The following is a 17,604-nucleotide window of genomic DNA, read 5'->3' as shown; positions in this document are numbered from 1 at the left end:
CGGTTCGTCGAACTGGAAGATGCTCCGGTTCTGACTATTCAACCGGCGCTTCAAACTCTGCCAGCCGGCGGGCCCGATAGAACCGCACCCGACGCGTCAGCACCCGCCAACAGACCGCGGCGACGGCCGCTCCAACCGCGTTCACGAGCAGGTCACCACCACTGGCAGTCCGCGCGTCCAGCGTCAACTGGAGCAGCTCGATACCCGCCCCGTACCCCACCGCGATCAGAAACACGACACCGAGGACGGACCGATCGCGCCACGGTCGATCCTGAAACGCGTACGCGAGCGTGACGGCGAGCCCGGCATAGGCCAGCCCGTGCAGCCACGTGCTGTACGCGAGCACGCCAAATGGCCCCCGTCTGATCACGCCGCTACCGGGCGGGGTAAACACCGAAAAGTACAGAATCGTCGCCGCGACCGCGAGGACGACTCCCCACCGGAGCGATCGCGGGACGAGCGGGAGCCGGACGCGAACCATCTTTGTTCGCAGCTCTTCGCAGAGCAACTAAAGACCACAGGATTTCGCCCGCCGCGCAGGACAGGCCGAACGAATACGCTTTTGACCCATGCACAAGTTGCATGTGACAATGCCGCTTTCGGAGGGTCTCAGATGGAACTGATCGACGACGACGGCGACCTCTTCGGCGTGGTCAACGTCGTCGACGCACTCGTTGTCCTCCTTCTCCTCGCGGTCGTCGTCGCGGGCGTCGCGCTCGTCTTCGGCGGCGACGATCCCGCACCCGAACCGGACACCGAAACCACCTACGCCACCCTCGATATGGGAACGCAACCCGCATACGTCGTCGACGCGATCAACGAGGGCGACACCTACGAACCGGACGGCTCCTCGACGATCACGGTCACGGACGTCCATCTCACGCCACGCGAGGACGACGTCGGCGTCACGCTTCGCGTCCAACTGGACGGCACTCCGGGCGACGACACCGTCTCGTACGCGGGTGCCCCGCCGCGGCTCGGCCGGAGCCTCACTATCGCCACCACCCGCTACGAGGTGAGCGGGCAGATCCGGGCGGTCGGCGACGACGACGCGCTCGATCGCACCGACCAGCGCGTGATCCTCCGTGACACGCTCGATACGGAGACCGCGGCGTCTGTGACCGCCGGCGACGAGGTCCGTCTCGCCGGACGGACCGTCGCGACGGTCGAGGAGGTCGCGACCTACGCGACGGGCAACGCCTCCCAGACGCGGGTCTTCCTCGAAACGACGCTCGACGCCCACCGCGAGGACGGGCAGGCTCGCTTCGGTGGTGTCCCGCTCCAGCGTGGCCAGTCGCTCACTCTGCCTGCCGACGAGTACACTATCGACGGCCAGATCGAGCGCGTGAACGGCGATCTCCAGTTGGGCGAGACCGCGACGCGATCGGTCACGCTCCGCATGGACGAGGTCCACCGGGACACCGCCGACGCGATCCGACCGGAAATGACCGAGGGCTCCACGAGCGATCCCGTCGCCGAAGTCACGGCCGTCGACACTGAGCCGTCGATCATCATCGCGACCGGTGACGACGGCAGCGTCACCGTCGCCGACCACCCGGTCAACCGTGACGTGACGATCACCGCGGATCTGCAGGTTCGCGAGACGGCCACTGGCGTCCAGTTCAAGGGTGAGCCGTTACGCAGCGGCACGACCGTCACCCTCGATCTCGGGACCGTCCTCGTCGAGGCCGAAGTGGTGAGTATCGGCGGATGACCCGGTGTGGCGGCTGCTCTCTCCGTGTCCGCCTGTCGCAGTCGCGTCTTCGATCCGTCGAGGTGACGCTCACGTGAGTCCGCGCCCGACGGACGACACTGGCCAGGCCACCGCTCGGCGTGACTCGCCGGCTGATGAGCGCTCGTCCATACTCGCTGGGTCAACGATCGTGTCCGCTGTTCGGGCCGGGAGCCGGCGGATTTCGTCGTGGGTGCGTCACTCCGCGATCTACCAGTGGTTGACCGCCGAGCCGGACCCGGAGGTCATCGTGATCGACTTACGGGAAACGTGGACCGTGGGACCGATCCTGCGCGTGCTCGATCGGACCATCGATCGACTCGCGGATGCGGCGGCGGGCTCGCGTGCCGTCGCTATCGCCACCCGGGGGAGTACCGCCGCGATCGCGGCCCCGCTTCGCGCGGGTGGGCTCGTGCTTGCCGCCCTCGGAATCGTCGTCGCTGTGAGCGGCGTGCTCGGTGCGACCGCTCTCACGCGCGTCGCAGTTGGCGTCGGACTGGCCGTGGCGGGGGTGATCGCCATGCAAGACGATCGCGACTGGGCGACGCTGCGGGAGACGCGCCCCGTCGAGCTCGCGATTACGGCGTTTGAACCGCCGGCGCCGCCGGATTCTGGAACAGACCAGGAAGTGGATGACGCTGATCACCGCGAAGACGGTCCGTCTGACACCGAGCGCGATGACTCGACGTGACGCGTCTCTGGAGCGCTGCCCTTGCAGACTCCCTTGGCACAGTCACGTGGGAAGACGACCCGTCCGACTGTCTCGGAAAGCGGTTCGGTGAGCTGCCGCAGGCGGCCAGCGTGCTGTCACCGTCGCCGTGGCTCGCCCCGACGCCGCCACATCCGCCGTCACCCGCATCGCGAATCTGTGCCGCTTAAGTAGTCGGATCCCACGAGTTCACGTAGTGACGCTCTCGGACCTGCTCATCGCGATCCTCGCGGGGATCGTCCAAGGCATCGTCGAGTGGCTTCCCGTCTCCAGTCAGGGGAACCTGTCGTTGGTCCTCGCGTTGGTGGGCATGGAGCCCGACGTCGCGCTGCAACTCGCGCTGTTCTTGCAAGTGGGGACGACGCTGTCGGCGGCGACGTACTACCGCGGCGAGATCCGGACCGCGCTCGAAGCCGTCCCGGGCTGGCGACCCCGTGCGGCGTATGAGGGCGACAACGCGATCGCCTCGTACATCGTCGTCGCCTGCCTGATGACGGGACTCGTCGGCATCCCGCTGTACGTCTTCGCCGTCGATCTCGTTGGCCAACTCACCGGTGGGATGTTCATCAGCGTGATCGGGGTCTTGCTCATCGCGACCGGCCTTCTCCAGCTTGCCTCCGAATCGGTCTCGATGGGGGGACACACCGCCCCAACACTCACCGACTCACTCCTCGTCGGCGCCGTCCAGGGCATCGCCATTTTGCCCGGGATATCGCGGTCGGGCATGACCACGAGTGCCTTTTTGTTTCGCAGCTACGAGCCACCGGCCGCGTTCCGGCTCTCCTTTCTGCTCTCGATTCCGGCGAGTCTCGGCGCCGCCGTTCTCACCCTGCTCAGCGCCGGCGGGCTTCCGGGGATCAGCCCGACGGCCGCCCTCGTTGCGCTCTCTGTGAGCGCGATCGTCGGCTATCTCACGATCGACGCGCTCATGCGGGTCGTCGATCGCGTTCCCTTCTGGGCCGTCTGTTTCGGCCTCGGCGGGCTGGCGATCGCGGGCGGCGGGATCGTGTCGGTCGTCGTGTGATCCGACGCTTCCGGGCCTCGGACGCCTTTTCGAGAGATCACGTGGAAATTGTCCGCTCCTCCCACCGTTCACTGACGGTTGGCCCGAAGGGCCAGCGTCGCGACCAGAAGCGCGACTACCGCCACGACCGGACCGAAGCCCGGGACAGACTCTTCCGTCTCGGTGGCCGGCGAGGCCGCGTCGTCCTCCACGAAGAGGTCGATGGAACCAATCTCGTCGCCATCGAGTGAGACCGTGCCGCTCTCGCTCGGAGTGAACCCGATCCGGATGATGACCGTCTCGTTGGGAGCGAGCGCTACCTCCCGTTCGGCAACGGACTCGTCGTCTATCGTAACGGTGAGCGTTCGGTTTGCCGGGGCGTCGCCGGTGTTCCGAACTGTCGCACGCAGCGTCGTCTCGTAGCCGGCCCGGACCTGATCCGCGAGGAGTTCGGCGTCAACGACCTCGATGCTGCTGGACTCAAGCGCGACGCTGTTACCGGATCCAAGCGCGACGACGGCGACGGGGGCGGCGTGGGGGAGCGTCACCCGGTGCCCGTCTTCAGTCGTCTCGTGTGTGACGTCGGTCGTCGTCCACTCGCCGTCCGCGTACCGCATCACTGCGACGTCCTCGGGGCCAAGCCTATCGGGGAGCGCTTCATCGTTCACGGCGAACTCCAGCGTCGCCGCACCCGTGTCGGTCGCGTCAAGCGTCGAGGTGATATTCACATACCCTAGTACGGTACCCCGCGGAACGGCGGCGCGGGCTCCGGGGTCGCCCCTCGGCCGCCCGACCGTCGCCTCGAACGCCTCCTGATCTTCAGCCGGGTCGATTGTGAGTGTGGACAGCGACACTTCTTGAACCTCCGATGGGCCGGCAAGCCCCACCGAGAAGTCGTACCCCTCCCCGTTCACCCCGTCAACGCTGATCGTGACGGCGCCGTCCGATATGGACCGGACCACGGTTGGCGCACCGCCCGTCGTGGTCGACCCCGACGACCCAGACGACCCCGATGACCCCGACGATCCGGAGGAGTCGGGTGATCCAGACGATTCAGAATCGTCTGGCTCGCCTTGTTCACCTTCGTCCGGACTTTCGGAAGTATCGCCCTCGTCTGGCTCGTCCTCGTCTGGCTCGTCCTCATTAGAATCGTTCTCACTGGGCTCGCCTTGTTCACTTTCGTTCGGACTTTCGGAAGTATCGCCCTCGTCTGGCTCGTCCTCATTAGAATCGTTCTCACTGGGCTCGCCTTGTTCACCTTCGTCCGGACCTTCGGAAGTATCGCCCTCGTCTGGCTCGTCCTCGTCAGAATTGTTCTCACCTGGCTCATTTCTATTCTCTTGCTCGCCGTCGTCGGGGTCGTCTTGCTCGCCGTCGTCGGGGTTGTTCTCGTCAGAGTCATTCTCACCGGACTCGTCCTGTTCAGATTCGTCGAGATCTTCAGAATCGCCTCCGTCATTGTCGTGCCCGCCGGCACTGTCCTCGGTGGGATCGTCACCCTCGTCGCCTCTGTCGGGATCTTCGGAATCGTCTTCGCCGGGATCGTCTTCGCCGGGATCGTCTTCGCCGGGATCGTCACTCTCGTCTGGCTCGTCGTCGTCGTCCTCTTCCTCTTCCTCGTTCTCGTCTTCGTCTGGCTCGTCGTCGTCGTCAGAATCGTCGGATCTGTCGGATTCTTCGTCCTCGTACACATCCGTGTCTTCGACATCGATGTTCGTCACGTGGATATCCGCGTCGTCTCCAGCAGCTGCGACACCCCCACCGATGACTCCAGCGAACGTGAACGTCGAGAGGAGAACCGCCGCACAAACCCACGCGACAACAGCCTTGCGGCCAGACATACGCACACGAGCAGACAGAAGCAAATTGTAATAGGCTCGAAATCACGATTAATTCTCACTTAGATCGGTGTTAGAATGTGGTCGGCATCCTCACGGTGACCACTCGACGCCCGCTTGCGTCTTTCGACACGTGTTCGAAAGGCTAACTACCCGTCCGGCAAAGATTGCGAACATGCAGACGCTGCTTCTCAACGCAGACGACGTCGACGAGAACGCTCGCATGGACCGCGTCATCGACGCGGTGCGCGGCGCGTTCACGGCCTACGAGCGGGGAAACGCGAAGATGCCGGCGAAGTCGTACATCGACCTCCCCGAGTACAACGGCGACTTCCGGTCGATGCCCGCCTACCTCGACGTGCGCACCGAGGACACGACCGAGGACGACGGGTGGGACGCCGCCGGGATCAAGTGGGTGAACGTTCACACCGACAACCCCGCCGACCACGACCTCCCGACAGTGATGGGGACGATGATCTACTCCGACCCCGAGACGGCGTTCCCGCTGGCGGTCCTCGACGGCACGACCCTTACGATGAAGCGGACGGGCGCGGCGGCGGCGGTCGCCACCGACGAGCTGGCCGTCCCGGACGCGACCTCGCTCGGGATAGTCGGCGCCGGCGTCCAGTCGTACACCCAGCTCGAGGCGATCGCGACGGTGCGCGACATCGAGGAGGTCGTCGTGAGCGACCTCGACGAGGAGCGCGTCGCCGACTTCATCGACGCCTTCGACGATCGGTTCGACGTGCGGGCGGGCTCGGTCTCGGAGGCCGGGCACTGCGACGTGCTCTCGACGGTGACGCCCGTCGAGGAGCCGATCGTCGGCCCCGACGACGTGGGCGACCACACCCACGTCAACGCGATGGGCGCCGACGCGGCCGGCAAACACGAACTCGCCGATGACCTCCTGTTGAACGCGACGGTCGTCATCGACGATCACGAGCAGTGCACCCACTCCGGCGAGATCAACGTCCCTTACGCCGCAGGCGTCCTGACCGACGACGACATCTACGGCGAGATCGGCGAGATCGTCGTCGGCAACCGCCCGGGCCGCACCGGGGCCGGCTTCGGGAGCGACGGCAGAGAGGGTAGTGACCGCGACGAGGCCGGCGTCGACGGCGTCACCGTCTTCGACTCCACCGGCCTCGCGATCCAGGACGTGGCGGCCGCCCGCGTCGTCTACGAGCAGGCCGACGACAACGACAACGGCTACCCGTTCGACCTCCTCGGGCTCGCGGAGTAGCGCGGCGTTTTTCCTCTCTGTTGCGCTGTCCGTCGGTCCCCCGCCCGACCCCTTTTGTCGTCCGCGCCCGTACGAGACCCTGTGCAACTCGTCAGCGTCGCAGCGGTCGCGGAGAACCGGGCGATCGGCATGCGCGGCGAGGTTCCGTGGCCCCACATCGAGGCCGACGTCCGACAGTACCGTGAGCGCGTCGCGGGCTCGCCGGTGATCTTGGGCCGCCGCACCTTCGACTCGATGCGTGACGACCTCCCCGGCACCCGCCAGATCGTCGTGAGCCGGAGCGTCGACTCGGTCGACGTTCCGTCCGCGGTCGTCGCCGACGGCGTCGACTCGGCGATCGAACGCGCCGAGGAGATCGCCGACGGCGACGACGGGAACGATGGGGGCGACGGAACCGATGGCGACGGCTTCGTCTACGTCCTCGGCGGCGGGACGATCTACGAGCTGTTCCAGCCGCACCTCGACCGGATGGTGCTCAGTCACGTGGCGGGGAGCTACGAGGGAGACACGTTCTATCCGGCGTGGGGCGCGGAGGAATGGGCCGTCGCCGACGAGACCGCGTTCGACCGGTTCACGCTCCGCGAGTGGGTCCGGCGCGGCGACGCGGCCTGACCGCGTTCAGCTTTCGGGGCGGGTGTCGCCGCCGGTGGCGGTGTCGGTATCGCCGTCGCCGCTCCGGCGCAGCCGCCACTTTATCGCCAGCCCGACGACCAGCACCGTCGCGGCGGTGACCAGTCCGGAAACGAGCGCGCCGCGGGGGGTCGTCGTCCCCGTCGCCAGCGTGGTCGCCGAGGCCCCTCCGCCCGCGAGCGCGGCGCCGCCGGCGATCCCGCCGAGCCCGATACAACAGAGGCTGAGCAGCCCGACGAGCGACAGCGATTCGAAGATCCCGTCCCCGCTCACGGCCTCTTACACCTCCCCGTCGCTGTCGGCCGGGTCCGCGGCGTCGGACTCGGATTCCCCCGCGTCGACGCGCGTCGCGAACCCGAACCGCGGCTTCGCGTCGTCGACCTCGACGGTCACGGTCTCGCCCACGTCGGCGTCGGAGACGAACAGCGAGTACCCCTCGACGTACGCGATCCCGTCGCCCTCGTCGCCGCGCTCCTCGACCGTCACCTCGATCCGGTCGCCGGCCGCGACGGGGGCCGTGTTCAGTCCCTTGGCGACGAGGTACACCTCCGAGGAGGAGTCGCGCGAGGCCGGCGGCGAGACGGTCCGGAGGTACTGGAACTCCTCGCGCACGTCCTCGCGGAACGCGTCTAAGTCCTCGCCCTGGAACACCTTCACGACGAAGTCGCCGCCGGGCGCGAGCAGCTCCTCGGCCACGTCGAACGCCTGTCGCGCGAGGTGGACCGACCGGGCGTGATCGAGGGCGTACTCGCCGGTCATGTTCGGCGCCATGTCCGAGATCACCGCGTCCGCGCCGCGCTCGCCGATCGCCTCCCGCAGGTAGTGGCGGGTGCGCTCCTCGGTCATGTCCCCGCGGATCGTCTCCACGTCGTGTTCCTCGAGGTCGTCGATGCGCTGGAGGTCGACGCCGACGACGGTCCCCGACTCCTCGACCTCTTCGGCGGCGACCTGCAGCCAGCCGCCGGGCGCGGCGCCGAGGTCGACGACGGTGTCGCCGCGCTCGAACAGGTCCGACTCCTCGTCGATCTGTTTCAGCTTGTAGGAGGCGCGGCTCCGGTACCCCTGCTGTTTCGACCGGTTGTAGTACTCGTCTTTGCCGCTCATGTCTCTCTCACCACGACTCGTGGCCGAATGTCTGTCGAACCCGCGGGCGAATCGACGTTCATACCCGGAACGACGGGGTCAACCCGGAAATGGACATCGGTGAGAGGTCCGCCGCTGACGGACGAGCGATCCGGTCACTCCTTCGAGCGTCGCAACCGCGCCACCGCCCGTTTAATACCGGACGCGACCGCGGCTAGCGGTCGCCATCCTGTGGTCTCATTCGACGCGGTGGTGTCCGGATCGGGTGCGTCGTCGGTCTCCGAGCGCGCCGCGACGATCGCCTCGTAGTTGTCGATCATCTGCTGCCGCTGTTGCTCCTTCGACTCGACGATCCGTTCGAGCGCCTCTACCTCCGCTTCCAGCGCTTCCACCTCGGCCGCGAGCGCGGCGACGCGGACGCGGTCGTGGTAGCCGGCGCGCCGGTCGCTCTTCGGCCGAGCGCCCGCGGACCAGGTCGCTCGAAGCCGGGGACCATCGATCGAGTCCACCGCCTCAACGTCGGTGCCATCGAGAGTCTCGTGGGAGCCGGATGTAGAGGACATCGTGTGGTGGAGATGTGTGTACATATACCACACTGAAAAAGCTCAGTCAGCCGCGAGTCGGACGCGCCGCTTCCGGCCGGTTCACGGCGACGTCCCTTCCGCCGCACTGTCCACCGCGGCCCGCCCCCAGAGGCGGTCCGGGTCGCCCTCCGGGACGCGGTCCGTGCTGGGGGCTCCGGTCGCGTCGGAGCCTCGGAACTCGCCCGCGCGTTCGGCCGGTCGGACCGCGAATCCGAGGTTTCGGTAGAACTCCTTCAGCTTCGCGTCGAACGCCGCGGTGACGACCGCGACGTCGGCGTCGCGCTCGGCGCGTCGGACTATCGCGGCGACGAGCGCGGAGCCTGTCCCTCGTCCGCGACGGGCCCGCCGGACGGCCACGGCGTCGACGTGGAGCCGGTCCGACTCGGGTCGCGTCGCGACCAGCGCGCCGACGACCGTGTCCGTCTTTTTAAACCGGGCGACCAGGGCGTCCCCGGCGTCGACCGCGGCGTCGACGACTTCGGGATCCGTCTCCAGCATGGCGGCGTCGAGCACGCGGAGCATATCGAGCCGGTCGTCCGGCGAGGCCGTCTCGATCGCGACGTTCTCGGGCGGGTCGCCGGCGGATCGCTCCCCGCTCACGCGGTGGTGTCCGTCGATCCGCCCTTTATAAGCCGGAGCAGCTTCACCGACTCGGCGTCGACGACGCGGTCGCCGGGGACCGGCGAACCGTCGACCAGCGCCGACGCCTCCTGCGGGTGGTAGCCGGCCTCGCGAATGAGGTCGGCGTAGGTGGCGTCGTCGGAGAGGTCGTACTCCGCCGTCCCCTCGCCGACGACCTCGACGGAAACACGCATCGCGGACTTATCCGTCCAGCTCCTCGCGGAGCAGCCCGTTCACCTGGCCGGGGTCGGCGCTGCCGCCCGTCTCCTGCATCACCTGTCCGACGAGGAAGTTGATCGCCCCCTCGTCGCCGTCGCGGTAGTCGTCGACCGCGTCCGGGTTGTCGTCGATGGCGGCCGTGACGGCGGCCTCGACCTCGCCGGAGTCGGCCACGCCGAGCCCCTCGCGCTCGATGACGGTCTCGGGGTCCTCGCCCTCGTCGAGCATCTCGCGGAGGACGACCTCCTCGGCGTTCTTGACGGTGAGCTCCTCGGCGGCGACGAGTTCGATGAGGCGCTTGAACTCGTCGAGGCGGTCCTCCACGTCCGTGATCTGCATCTCGCGGTAGTTGAGCTCGCCGAGCAGGTTGTCGGCGACCCACGTCGCGGCGAGTTCGGGGTCGAACTGCTCGGCCACGTCCTCGAAGAAGTCGGCGACGGCCTTCGTGGAGGTGAGCTTCGAGGCCGACTCGCGGTCGAGCCCGTACTCCTCGCGGAAGCGCTCGCGGCGGGCGTCGGGCAGCTCCGGGATCGGGATCTGCTCTTTCCAGTCCGACACCTCCAGCGCCGGGAGGTCGGCCTCCCGGAAGTAGCGGTAGTCCTTCTCGGCCTCCTTCGAGCGCATCGAGACGGTGACGCCGCGCGCCTCGTCCCAGTGGCGGGTCTCCTGTTCGATCTCGCGGCCGCGCCGGAGCACGTTCTCCTGCCGGGTGACCTCGTACGCGAGCGCCTGCTCGGCGCCCTTGTGACTGGAGATGTTCTTCACCTCGGCGCGGTTCACGTCGGCGAGCGCGTCTTCCGTGATCGCCCCGTCGTCGCCGACCTCGCTTTCGGGGACCAGCGAGACGTTGGCGTCGACGCGCAGACTCCCGTCGCGGGTCGGGTCGAAGACGCCGAGGTATTCGAGGACCTCCTCCAGTTTCGCGAGGAACGCCCGGGTCTCCGCCGGCGACCGGAAGTCCGGCTCGGTGACGATCTCCATCAGGGGCGTCCCGGCGCGGTTGTAGTTCACGAGGGTGTGCGTCGCCGACTCGATGGACCCGCCGGCGTGTTGGAGACTGCCGGGGTCCTCTTCGAGGTGCGCGCGGGTGATCCCGATGGTCCGGGTCTCGTCGTCGACGCGGACCTCCAGCTCCCCGGACTGGCAGATCGGGGCGTCGTACTGGGTGAGCTGGAAGTTCTTCGGCAGGTCGGGGTAGTAGTAGTTCTTCCGGTGGAACGTGGTCGTCTCGGGGATGTCGGCGTCGATCGCCTTGCCGATCTTCACGGCGGCCTCGACGGCGCCCTCGTTGAGGACCGGCAGCGCGCCCGGCAGTCCGAGGCAGGTCGGGCACGTGCGCGTGTTCGGCTCCTCCTCGTCGGCGGGCTCCGTCGAGCAGCCGCAGAAGATCTTCGTGTCGGTCTCGAGCTGGACGTGGACCTCCAGCCCGATCACGACCGTCCGCTCCTCCGTCGCGGCCTGAGTGCTCATTACCGACTCGTTGCAGGCGGGTCACCTAAATCGTGTCGGGACCGATACGATGTCGATTCGGAGGCTCGTTCGTGTGGTTCTCGACTGTGTGGCGTTACTCCCGCTGACGCGGTGACCAGTTTCAAAGCCCCAGCCGCCCACACCGCGACCGCACCTCATGCCTCCCCAGCCTCGTCGCTCGGTCGGGGCTCCCGGCGGTCGCCCGCTCCCTCGCGACTCCCTCGCGCGTGCACCTCGCGCCCGATGGGCGCTCGGTGGCACGCGCCACCGCGGTGTTTCCGAGTGAGCTCTGTCGCGGTCCTCGCTGCGGTCGCCTCCCCGCCGGGAACGTTGCTAAACCCTTATCAGCGCGCGGGTGGGAGGAACGGCCGTATGAGCGACCTCCCGGACGACTTCGACTGCACCCTCACCAACTGGGAGTACATCTACGGGCTCTGCCGCAACGTCTCGAACGCGGTGAAGCGCGCCGACTTCGAGCCGGACGTGGTCGTCGCGCTGGCCCGGGGCGGCTGGTTCGCGGGGCGGTGTATCTGCGACTTCCTCGGGCTCAACGACCTCACGAGCCTGAAGATGGAACACTACGTCGGCGCCGCCGAGAAGAGCGACGAGCCCCAGATCCGCTACCCGATGCCGGAGGGGAGCGTCGAGGGGAAAGACGTCCTGATCATCGACGACATCGCGGACACCGGCGGCTCGATCCGCCGCGCCGAGGAGTACGTCGAGGACCGCGAGGCCGCCGAGATCCGCACCGCGACACTCCAACTGCTCGGCACCTCCGAGTTCCAGCCCGACTTCGTCGGCGAGCGCTTGGAGCAGTGGACGTGGGTCGTCTACCCGTGGAACTTCCTCGAGGACATGATCGACCTCACCGAGGGCGCGATGGAGCGCGCCGACCAGAACGTGTTCGACCGCGAGGACGTTCGGCACTACCTCGAAGAGTACCACAGCATCGGCCGCATCGAGATGGAGGTCGCTCAGGCCGGCCGCCTCGACGAGGTGCTCGACGAGATGGTCCGCCGCGACGTGGCCGACCCCGCCGGCGACGACGCCTGGACGCTCGCCGAGTAGCCCCCGCGATGGACGGAGACGACGCCTCGAACCCGAACGACCCCACCTCCGCCCTCGACGCCCTCCTCGACGCCTACGCCCTGAAAGACGAGCGGCGCACGGGCTGGCAGCTCCGCGGCGTCGACGCCCCCGAGTCGGTCGCCGCCCACGCGTGGGGCGTCGCGTACCTCGTCTTGGCGCTCGGCGACCGGTTCCGCGAGGACCTGCCCGGCGTCGACCTCGACCGCGCGCTCCGGCTCGCCGTCGTCCACGACGTCGCTGAGGCCGAGACCGGTGATATCGCGACCCGCGCCGACTCGACCGCGGAGTCGGTGGACCCCGCCGCCAAAGAGGCGGCCGAGCGCGAGGCGATGGAGGACCTCGCGGGTGCGCTCCCCGACCGCGTCCGCGACGCGTGGGAGGCGTACGAGGCCCGCGAGTCGCCGGAGGCGGTCCTCGTCAAGGAGTGCGACCTCCTCGACGTCTGCCTGCAGGCGGTTCTCTATGAGCGCGGCGACCGGTACGCCCCCGCCGACGGCGACCCGGACGCGTTCCGCGAGTACGACGACCTCGACGAGTTCTTCGCGACGACCGAGCCCCGCCTCCGGACCGAGACCGGGCGAGCGCTGTTCGATCGACTCCGCGATCGGTATCGGGCGGCTCGGGACGAGGAGTGATCGGTCAGATCGAGGCGCGCCAGGCGGTCGCGGCCGCCTCGATCACCTCCAGCGCGTCTCGGCTGCCGTCCGCGTCGCCCTTCTCGAAGTCCGCCTCGGTCTGGCCCATCTGGTTGGTCACGTGCGCGAAACAGACGACTGGCCGGTCTCGGGCGTCCGCGAACGCGTACAGGGCCGCCGCCTCCATCTCGACCGCGAGGATCCCCTCCGACCGGGCGCGTTCGATCGCGGTCTCCGTCTCCCGGAAGGGGGCGTCGGTCGTCCACGTCGCTCCCGCGTACACCGGACGCGACACCGCCTCGCACGCGCTCTCGATCGAGACCCGGAGTTCGGGGTCGAGGTGGGCGTACTGACCCGCAGATCGGTAGTGATGGCTCGCTCCCTCGTCGCGGAGCGCGCGTTCGATGAGGACGAAGTAGGGCGGGTCGTCCTTCGGGACGATCCGTCCCGAGGAGGTCACGCTGACGAGGAACTCGCAGCCGGCGGCGAACAGCTGCTCCGCGACGAGGACCGCGAACGACGCCCCGACGGCGCATCCCACGACCCCGAACTCCTCTCCGTTTCGTTCGAACCGATAGAGGTCGGTGTGGTAGCCGGGCCACGTCTCGTCTTTCTCCGCTTTTCCGGCGGCCGTCAACTGGCGGACGATGTCCCCGTCCGGGTCGAGGACGCAGATATCCGGGACCGACCGTTCCGGGAGGTCCTTCTGCCGCCGGGCGTTCTCCAGGAGGACCTCCGGCGCGAAGACGGACGGTTCGTCGAACGCCTTCGCCTCGAAGAGCGGAGATGAGAGTGTATCGGGCGAGTCAGTCATCGACTTCGTGTTCACGCAACCCGTCCAAGGAGATTGTGGTCACTCGGTTGGAGTCCCGACTACCGCTGAGATAGCGGCAGCCGTCGGATCGGAACTCTCGAAGACTTCCTCGCCGGAGATTCCCAGGAAGAGATCTCGCTCGCCGTCGACGTATTCCGACACTGTGTCGGTCAAGACCTCGGAATCACGGTGGGCCATCCGCCGGAAATAGGACCCCTCTCGTTGCAGGTTCGATTGAACGTACTCGGAGCGCGTGTTCAACACGAGCGCAATGAGCGTCCCGCCAGACGCGAGAACGCGAGTCGCCTCGGCGAGTGCCGCATCGGCATCGGGAATGAATTCGAGCGTCGAGACGAAAACGACGGCGTCAACGGATCCGGTTGCGACGGGGAGCGCGGTCGCGTCGCCGAGAACGATCGGCGCGGAGACTCGCTCCCGTGCCGCTCGGGTCATCTCCTCCGAGCGGTCCACTCCGATGATCTCGTGATCCGGAAAGCGCTCTTCGAGCGAACCGACGCCGCAGCCGATGTCCAGAATTCGGTCATCCGTAGCGACGTGCCGTTTGACGTATGCGGCCTCCCGATCCATGACCGCGGTCCCGAACTCGGACTCGCAGAACCGAATGAAGCGCTGAACGTCGCTCATCTCACAGAGGAACTACTATTGGATACCTTAAATAAACACCCACGAATTAGCGTCGATCAGTCGTCAGCCCGTTCGGCTCGTCGGATCTCCTCCACTTGCAGCGGGTCGCCGGTCGACGTCGCGGTGACCAGTCGCAGGAACTGTCCCGCGTTCGTGAGGAGCTTGTTCTCCGCCTTCCGAAGGTGTTCCTCGTACGTCGAACGAGCGACGGCCGTCTGCTCGGCCAGGTCCCGCAGCGAGGTCTTCCGGGGTTGCTCGTAGTACCCGCGTTCCAGCGCCAATTGGAGCGCGGCTAACTGTCGATCAGTGATGTTCTCGAACAGTTGATTCGCCGGCGCAAGCATGCTGTGGGGAATCTGCTTCTCCGAGATCGAGGTTTTCGAGAGCAGTTCGATCTCCCTGTCCGAGCGCAGGTCACCGAGCAGCGCTCGGATGTCTTCGCCGTCGAACGCGACCACAGTGTAATGCTCCCAGCCCTGGCGGTAGATCGTCGGCGACTGATACAGGCAGTTGTGTTTCTCGAAGCGATCGATGATCGACTGCTCGAGCGAACAGAGACAGGACTGCGTGACGACGTGGTACCCGTCGTCGTCCTCGGACTCGTGGAGGACGGTTCCGATCTGGTCAATATCGTCGAGCAGCGCGTCCGTCGGCGTCGTCTCCGCGGTGATTTCGAGCACCTGACAGTCGCTCAACGGCCACTCGCGAATGGTCAAGTCCGGATGCCGCTCCGATATCTCTCGGTACGGACACTCGTGTTTGACCCGGATCGAGGCCTCGTACAGGCTCATACGGGGGTTTTGGAACTGGCACTGATTAACGGTGCCGGTCATGTCCGGCAGCGGCCGTATCCCCCTGTCTCCGCTATTCCGGAGTACGATGCAGGAGCTATCGCCGGACGCGCTCAGCGAACAGCTGCGAAACGACGACGCGGGACCCCTCGTCCTTGATATTCGCCACGAGACGGAGTTCGAGGAGTGGCACATCCCGGGCAGCGTCAACGTCGACGTCTACGACGAGCTGACCGAAGACCCCGAGCGGGCCAAGCCGGCCCTCTCCGATCTTCCCGATGACGCGGAGATAGTCACCGTCTGCGCCGCGGGCGTCGTCTCGCAGACGGCGACGGACGTACTCCGCGAGCTGGGCTACGACGCGGTGACGCTCACGGACGGGATGAACGGCTGGAGCCGCGTCCACCGGCACGCGGAGGTCCCGGTCGACATCGACGGCACGCTCGTTCAGATTGCGCGCCCGGGCAAGGGCTGTCTCTCACACGTCCTCGTCTCGGACGGCGAGGCCGCCGTCTTCGACCCGTCGCACTACCTCGACGAGTACGACGCGATTCTCGACGAGCACGACGCCGACCTCGTCGGCGTCTTCGACACGCACGCTCACGCCGACCACGTTTCCGGCGCCGCGGAGCTCGCCGACCGTCACGGCGTTCCCTACTTTCTCCACCCGAAGGACGCGCTCGCCCTCGACGCGACGCCGATCGAGGACGGACGGACCGTGGCGGTCGGCGGTCTCACCGTCGAAGTCGTCCACACGCCGGGACACAGCGAGGGAAGCGTCTCGTTCGACGTCGGCGGCGCGGCGCTGCTCACCGGCGACACCCTCTTTCACGAGAGCGTCGGCCGCGTCGAACTCGGCGTCGAGGCCGGCATCGAGGACTCCGACGTCGAAGGGAACGCGGCGACGCTCTACGAGAGCCTTCAACGGCTGCTGTGCAGGCCGGACGACGCGCTTGTGCTGCCGGCGCACGATCCCGGCTCGCCCGAACCGCCGGTGACCGCGACGCTCGGAGAGGTCAAAGAGCGGAACGCGGACCTGGGTCGCGACCGCGAGGCGTTCGTCGAGGAGCTCGCGTCGGACGTCCCGGACCACCCGCCGAACTTCGAGCGCGTCAAGCGCACGAACGTGGGTGAGGAGTCGGTTCCCGCGGACGAGTTAGCCGAGCTGGAGCTGGGGCCGAACAACTGCGCGGCCGAGTGACCCATGAACATGACAACCGATATCAAACAGGGGGTCCGCGAACACCTCGGCCAGTTCTCGCTGCACGTCCTGCTCGTGTTCGCGACCGGACTGACCATCGGGTCCGAACGCACCGTCGTCCCCGCGCTGGGAGAGGACGTCCTCGGCGTCGAATCGTTCCTCGTGATCGGCTCGTTCGTCGTCTCCTTCGGGGTCGTGAAGTCGATCCTCAACCTCTACGCCGGCAAGTGGGGCGAGGAGTACGGCCGAAAGCCAGTGCTCGTCGCCGGGTGGGTCACGGCGCTCCCCCTGCCGGTCATCCTCATCTTCGCCCCGAGCTGGGGCTGGATCACCGTCGGGAACGTCCTGCTGGGTATCAACCAAGCGCTGACGTGGAGCATGGCGATCAACGCCAAGATCGACCTCGCGAGCCCCGATCAGCGCGGCCTCGCGGTCGGCATCGACGAGTCGTTCGGCTACACCGGCGTGGCCGTCGGCGCGTGGATCACGGGCGTCATCGCCAGCCGGTGGAGCCTCCGACCGGAGCCGTTCTACTTCCTCGCCGTCGTCGTGGTGCTGGCGTTCCTCATCTCGGTTTTCCTGATCAAAGAGACCGTCCAGTACGCGCAGGCCGAGGGCGACGACGACGACCGCGACGCGAACCTCCCGTTCAACGAGGTGCTGAAGCGGGCGACCTACGGCGACCGGACGCTGTTCGCGGCGGCGCAAGCCGGCCACGTCGAGAACTTCGTCGACACGCTGTTCTGGATCGCCGTCCCGCTCTACCTGCTGAATCAGGGGCTCGACATCGCGGCGGTCGGGGCCGTGGTCGGCGTCCACAGCGCGATGTACTTCCTTCAGATCGGAACCGGTGGCCTCGCGGACCGGATCGGCCGACGGCCGCCGGTCATCGCCGGGATGTTCCTGGCCGGCGCGGGCGTGCTCGGGATGGTACTCGTCGAGGGGTACCTCACGTGGGCCGTGCTGGCCGGCGTTTCCGGATTCGGGATGGCGCTGCTGTATCCGAACCTGATGACCGTTCCGAGCGACGCGGCCCATCCGACCTGGCGGTCGGCCGGGATGGGGGTCTACCGGATGTGGCGCGACTCGGGCTACGCCGTCGGCGCGATCCTGATCGGACTCTCGATGGAGTTCGTCAGCGCCGAGGCGGCGTTCTATCTGACCGCCATCCTGATGTTCCTCTCCGGCGCGGTTGTGTACGTCTGGATGGAAGAGACGCATCCCGAGTTCGGAACCCACGAGCCGCCCGCTCCAGTGCCGGAGCCGTCGTCGGACCCGATCGCACAGGACTAGCTGA

21 protein-coding genes are annotated in these 17,604 nt (G+C 67.4%); 10 read left to right on the top strand and 11 right to left on the bottom strand.

Annotation, left to right across the window (positions count from 1 at the left end; genetic code table 11):
* Positions 1-34: 34 nt before the first annotated feature.
* Positions 35-481, bottom strand: a complete 447-nt coding sequence (locus FGL94_RS09960) for a VanZ family protein (protein WP_144924261.1) — start codon at positions 479-481, stop codon at positions 35-37.
* Between the two features lie 132 nt (positions 482-613).
* Here FGL94_RS09960 and FGL94_RS09955 point away from each other — a divergent pair, with 132 nt between their 5' ends.
* The 3 genes from FGL94_RS09955 to FGL94_RS09945 all read left to right on the top strand — a co-directional run bounded on the left by FGL94_RS09955 (position 614) and on the right by FGL94_RS09945 (position 3,465).
* Positions 614-1,714: a DUF4330 domain-containing protein gene (locus tag FGL94_RS09955; RefSeq protein WP_144924259.1), complete on the top strand. Its 1,101-nt coding sequence runs from the start codon at positions 614-616 to the stop codon at positions 1,712-1,714.
* Positions 1,715-1,883: 169 nt separating this feature from the next.
* Positions 1,884-2,423: a hypothetical protein gene (locus tag FGL94_RS09950; protein WP_144924256.1), complete on the top strand. Its 540-nt coding sequence runs from the start codon at positions 1,884-1,886 to the stop codon at positions 2,421-2,423.
* A 214-nt stretch (positions 2,424-2,637) separates the two neighbouring features.
* Positions 2,638-3,465: an undecaprenyl-diphosphate phosphatase gene (locus FGL94_RS09945; protein WP_144924254.1), complete on the top strand. Its 828-nt coding sequence runs from the start codon at positions 2,638-2,640 to the stop codon at positions 3,463-3,465.
* 68 nt (positions 3,466-3,533) lie between these two features.
* On the opposite strand, the gene FGL94_RS09940 is transcribed toward FGL94_RS09945, so the two are convergent.
* The gene (locus FGL94_RS09940) at positions 3,534-4,406 is read right to left on the bottom strand and encodes a PGF-CTERM sorting domain-containing protein (protein WP_144924251.1); all 873 of its coding nucleotides are present in this window, start codon (positions 4,404-4,406) and stop codon (positions 3,534-3,536) included.
* 378 nt (positions 4,407-4,784) lie between these two features.
* Here FGL94_RS09940 and FGL94_RS09935 point away from each other — a divergent pair, with 378 nt between their 5' ends.
* From FGL94_RS09935 to FGL94_RS09925, 3 genes are all read left to right on the top strand, one after another.
* Positions 4,785-5,348: a hypothetical protein gene (locus FGL94_RS09935; RefSeq protein WP_206664917.1), complete on the top strand. Its 564-nt coding sequence runs from the start codon at positions 4,785-4,787 to the stop codon at positions 5,346-5,348.
* 109 nt (positions 5,349-5,457) lie between these two features.
* Positions 5,458-6,525: an ornithine cyclodeaminase family protein gene (locus FGL94_RS09930; RefSeq protein ID WP_144924244.1), complete on the top strand. Its 1,068-nt coding sequence runs from the start codon at positions 5,458-5,460 to the stop codon at positions 6,523-6,525.
* 81 nt (positions 6,526-6,606) lie between these two features.
* Complete coding sequence (locus tag FGL94_RS09925; RefSeq protein ID WP_144924241.1) at positions 6,607-7,137, top strand: dihydrofolate reductase; 531 nt, start codon at positions 6,607-6,609, stop codon at positions 7,135-7,137.
* A 6-nt stretch (positions 7,138-7,143) separates the two neighbouring features.
* On the opposite strand, the gene FGL94_RS09920 is transcribed toward FGL94_RS09925, so the two are convergent.
* The 6 genes from FGL94_RS09920 to gatB form a co-directional block, all read right to left on the bottom strand.
* Positions 7,144-7,428 (bottom strand): hypothetical protein, encoded by a 285-nt coding sequence (locus tag FGL94_RS09920; RefSeq protein ID WP_144924238.1) that lies wholly within the window; start codon positions 7,426-7,428, stop codon positions 7,144-7,146.
* A 6-nt stretch (positions 7,429-7,434) separates the two neighbouring features.
* Complete coding sequence (locus FGL94_RS09915) at positions 7,435-8,259, bottom strand: 23S rRNA (uridine(2552)-2'-O)-methyltransferase (RefSeq protein ID WP_144924235.1); 825 nt, start codon at positions 8,257-8,259, stop codon at positions 7,435-7,437.
* Positions 8,260-8,393: 134 nt separating this feature from the next.
* Positions 8,394-8,801 (bottom strand): hypothetical protein, encoded by a 408-nt coding sequence (locus FGL94_RS09910; RefSeq protein WP_144924232.1) that lies wholly within the window; start codon positions 8,799-8,801, stop codon positions 8,394-8,396.
* Between the two features lie 81 nt (positions 8,802-8,882).
* The gene (locus FGL94_RS09905; protein WP_144924229.1) at positions 8,883-9,422 is read right to left on the bottom strand and encodes a GNAT family N-acetyltransferase; all 540 of its coding nucleotides are present in this window, start codon (positions 9,420-9,422) and stop codon (positions 8,883-8,885) included.
* Positions 9,419-9,637: a ubiquitin-like small modifier protein SAMP2 gene (samp2, locus tag FGL94_RS09900; RefSeq protein ID WP_144924225.1), complete on the bottom strand. Its 219-nt coding sequence runs from the start codon at positions 9,635-9,637 to the stop codon at positions 9,419-9,421. Before samp2 ends, FGL94_RS09905 begins: the two co-directional genes overlap by 4 nt.
* 7 nt (positions 9,638-9,644) lie before the next feature.
* Positions 9,645-11,132, bottom strand: coding sequence for an Asp-tRNA(Asn)/Glu-tRNA(Gln) amidotransferase subunit GatB (gene gatB / locus FGL94_RS09895; protein WP_144924223.1), 1,488 nt, complete (start codon positions 11,130-11,132; stop codon positions 9,645-9,647).
* A 372-nt stretch (positions 11,133-11,504) separates the two neighbouring features.
* Between gatB and FGL94_RS09890 the strand changes: the two genes are divergently transcribed.
* Positions 11,505-12,200: a phosphoribosyltransferase gene (locus tag FGL94_RS09890; protein ID WP_144924220.1), complete on the top strand. Its 696-nt coding sequence runs from the start codon at positions 11,505-11,507 to the stop codon at positions 12,198-12,200.
* A gap of 8 nt (positions 12,201-12,208) precedes the next feature.
* Positions 12,209-12,856: an HD domain-containing protein gene (locus FGL94_RS09885; protein WP_144924216.1), complete on the top strand. Its 648-nt coding sequence runs from the start codon at positions 12,209-12,211 to the stop codon at positions 12,854-12,856.
* Between the two features lie 4 nt (positions 12,857-12,860).
* Here FGL94_RS09885 and FGL94_RS09880 read toward each other — a convergent pair whose 3' ends face one another.
* The 3 genes from FGL94_RS09880 to FGL94_RS09870 all read right to left on the bottom strand — a co-directional run bounded on the left by FGL94_RS09880 (position 12,861) and on the right by FGL94_RS09870 (position 15,106).
* Complete coding sequence (locus FGL94_RS09880) at positions 12,861-13,670, bottom strand: nucleoside phosphorylase (protein WP_144924213.1); 810 nt, start codon at positions 13,668-13,670, stop codon at positions 12,861-12,863.
* 39 nt (positions 13,671-13,709) lie between these two features.
* Positions 13,710-14,258 carry a class I SAM-dependent methyltransferase gene (locus FGL94_RS09875; protein WP_241659153.1) on the bottom strand — a complete coding sequence of 183 codons (549 nt, stop codon included), beginning with the start codon at positions 14,256-14,258 and terminating at the stop codon, positions 13,710-13,712.
* A gap of 113 nt (positions 14,259-14,371) precedes the next feature.
* Positions 14,372-15,106, bottom strand: a complete 735-nt coding sequence (locus tag FGL94_RS09870; protein WP_144924207.1) for a helix-turn-helix domain-containing protein — start codon at positions 15,104-15,106, stop codon at positions 14,372-14,374.
* Positions 15,107-15,194: 88 nt separating this feature from the next.
* On the opposite strand from FGL94_RS09870, the gene FGL94_RS09865 reads away from it, so the two are divergent.
* Positions 15,195-16,307: an MBL fold metallo-hydrolase gene (locus tag FGL94_RS09865; RefSeq protein WP_144924204.1), complete on the top strand. Its 1,113-nt coding sequence runs from the start codon at positions 15,195-15,197 to the stop codon at positions 16,305-16,307.
* Positions 16,308-16,310: 3 nt separating this feature from the next.
* Complete coding sequence (locus FGL94_RS09860; protein WP_144924201.1) at positions 16,311-17,600, top strand: MFS transporter; 1,290 nt, start codon at positions 16,311-16,313, stop codon at positions 17,598-17,600.
* Positions 17,601-17,604: the final 4 nt, after the last annotated feature.

Source organism: Halorubrum salsamenti (genome assembly GCF_007671685.1).
In the GTDB taxonomy this organism is placed as follows: Archaea; Halobacteriota; Halobacteria; order Halobacteriales; family Haloferacaceae; genus Halorubrum; species Halorubrum salsamenti.
The sequence above is the reverse complement of the archived record's forward strand: the minus strand, read 5'-3'. Positions and strand labels throughout refer to the sequence as shown.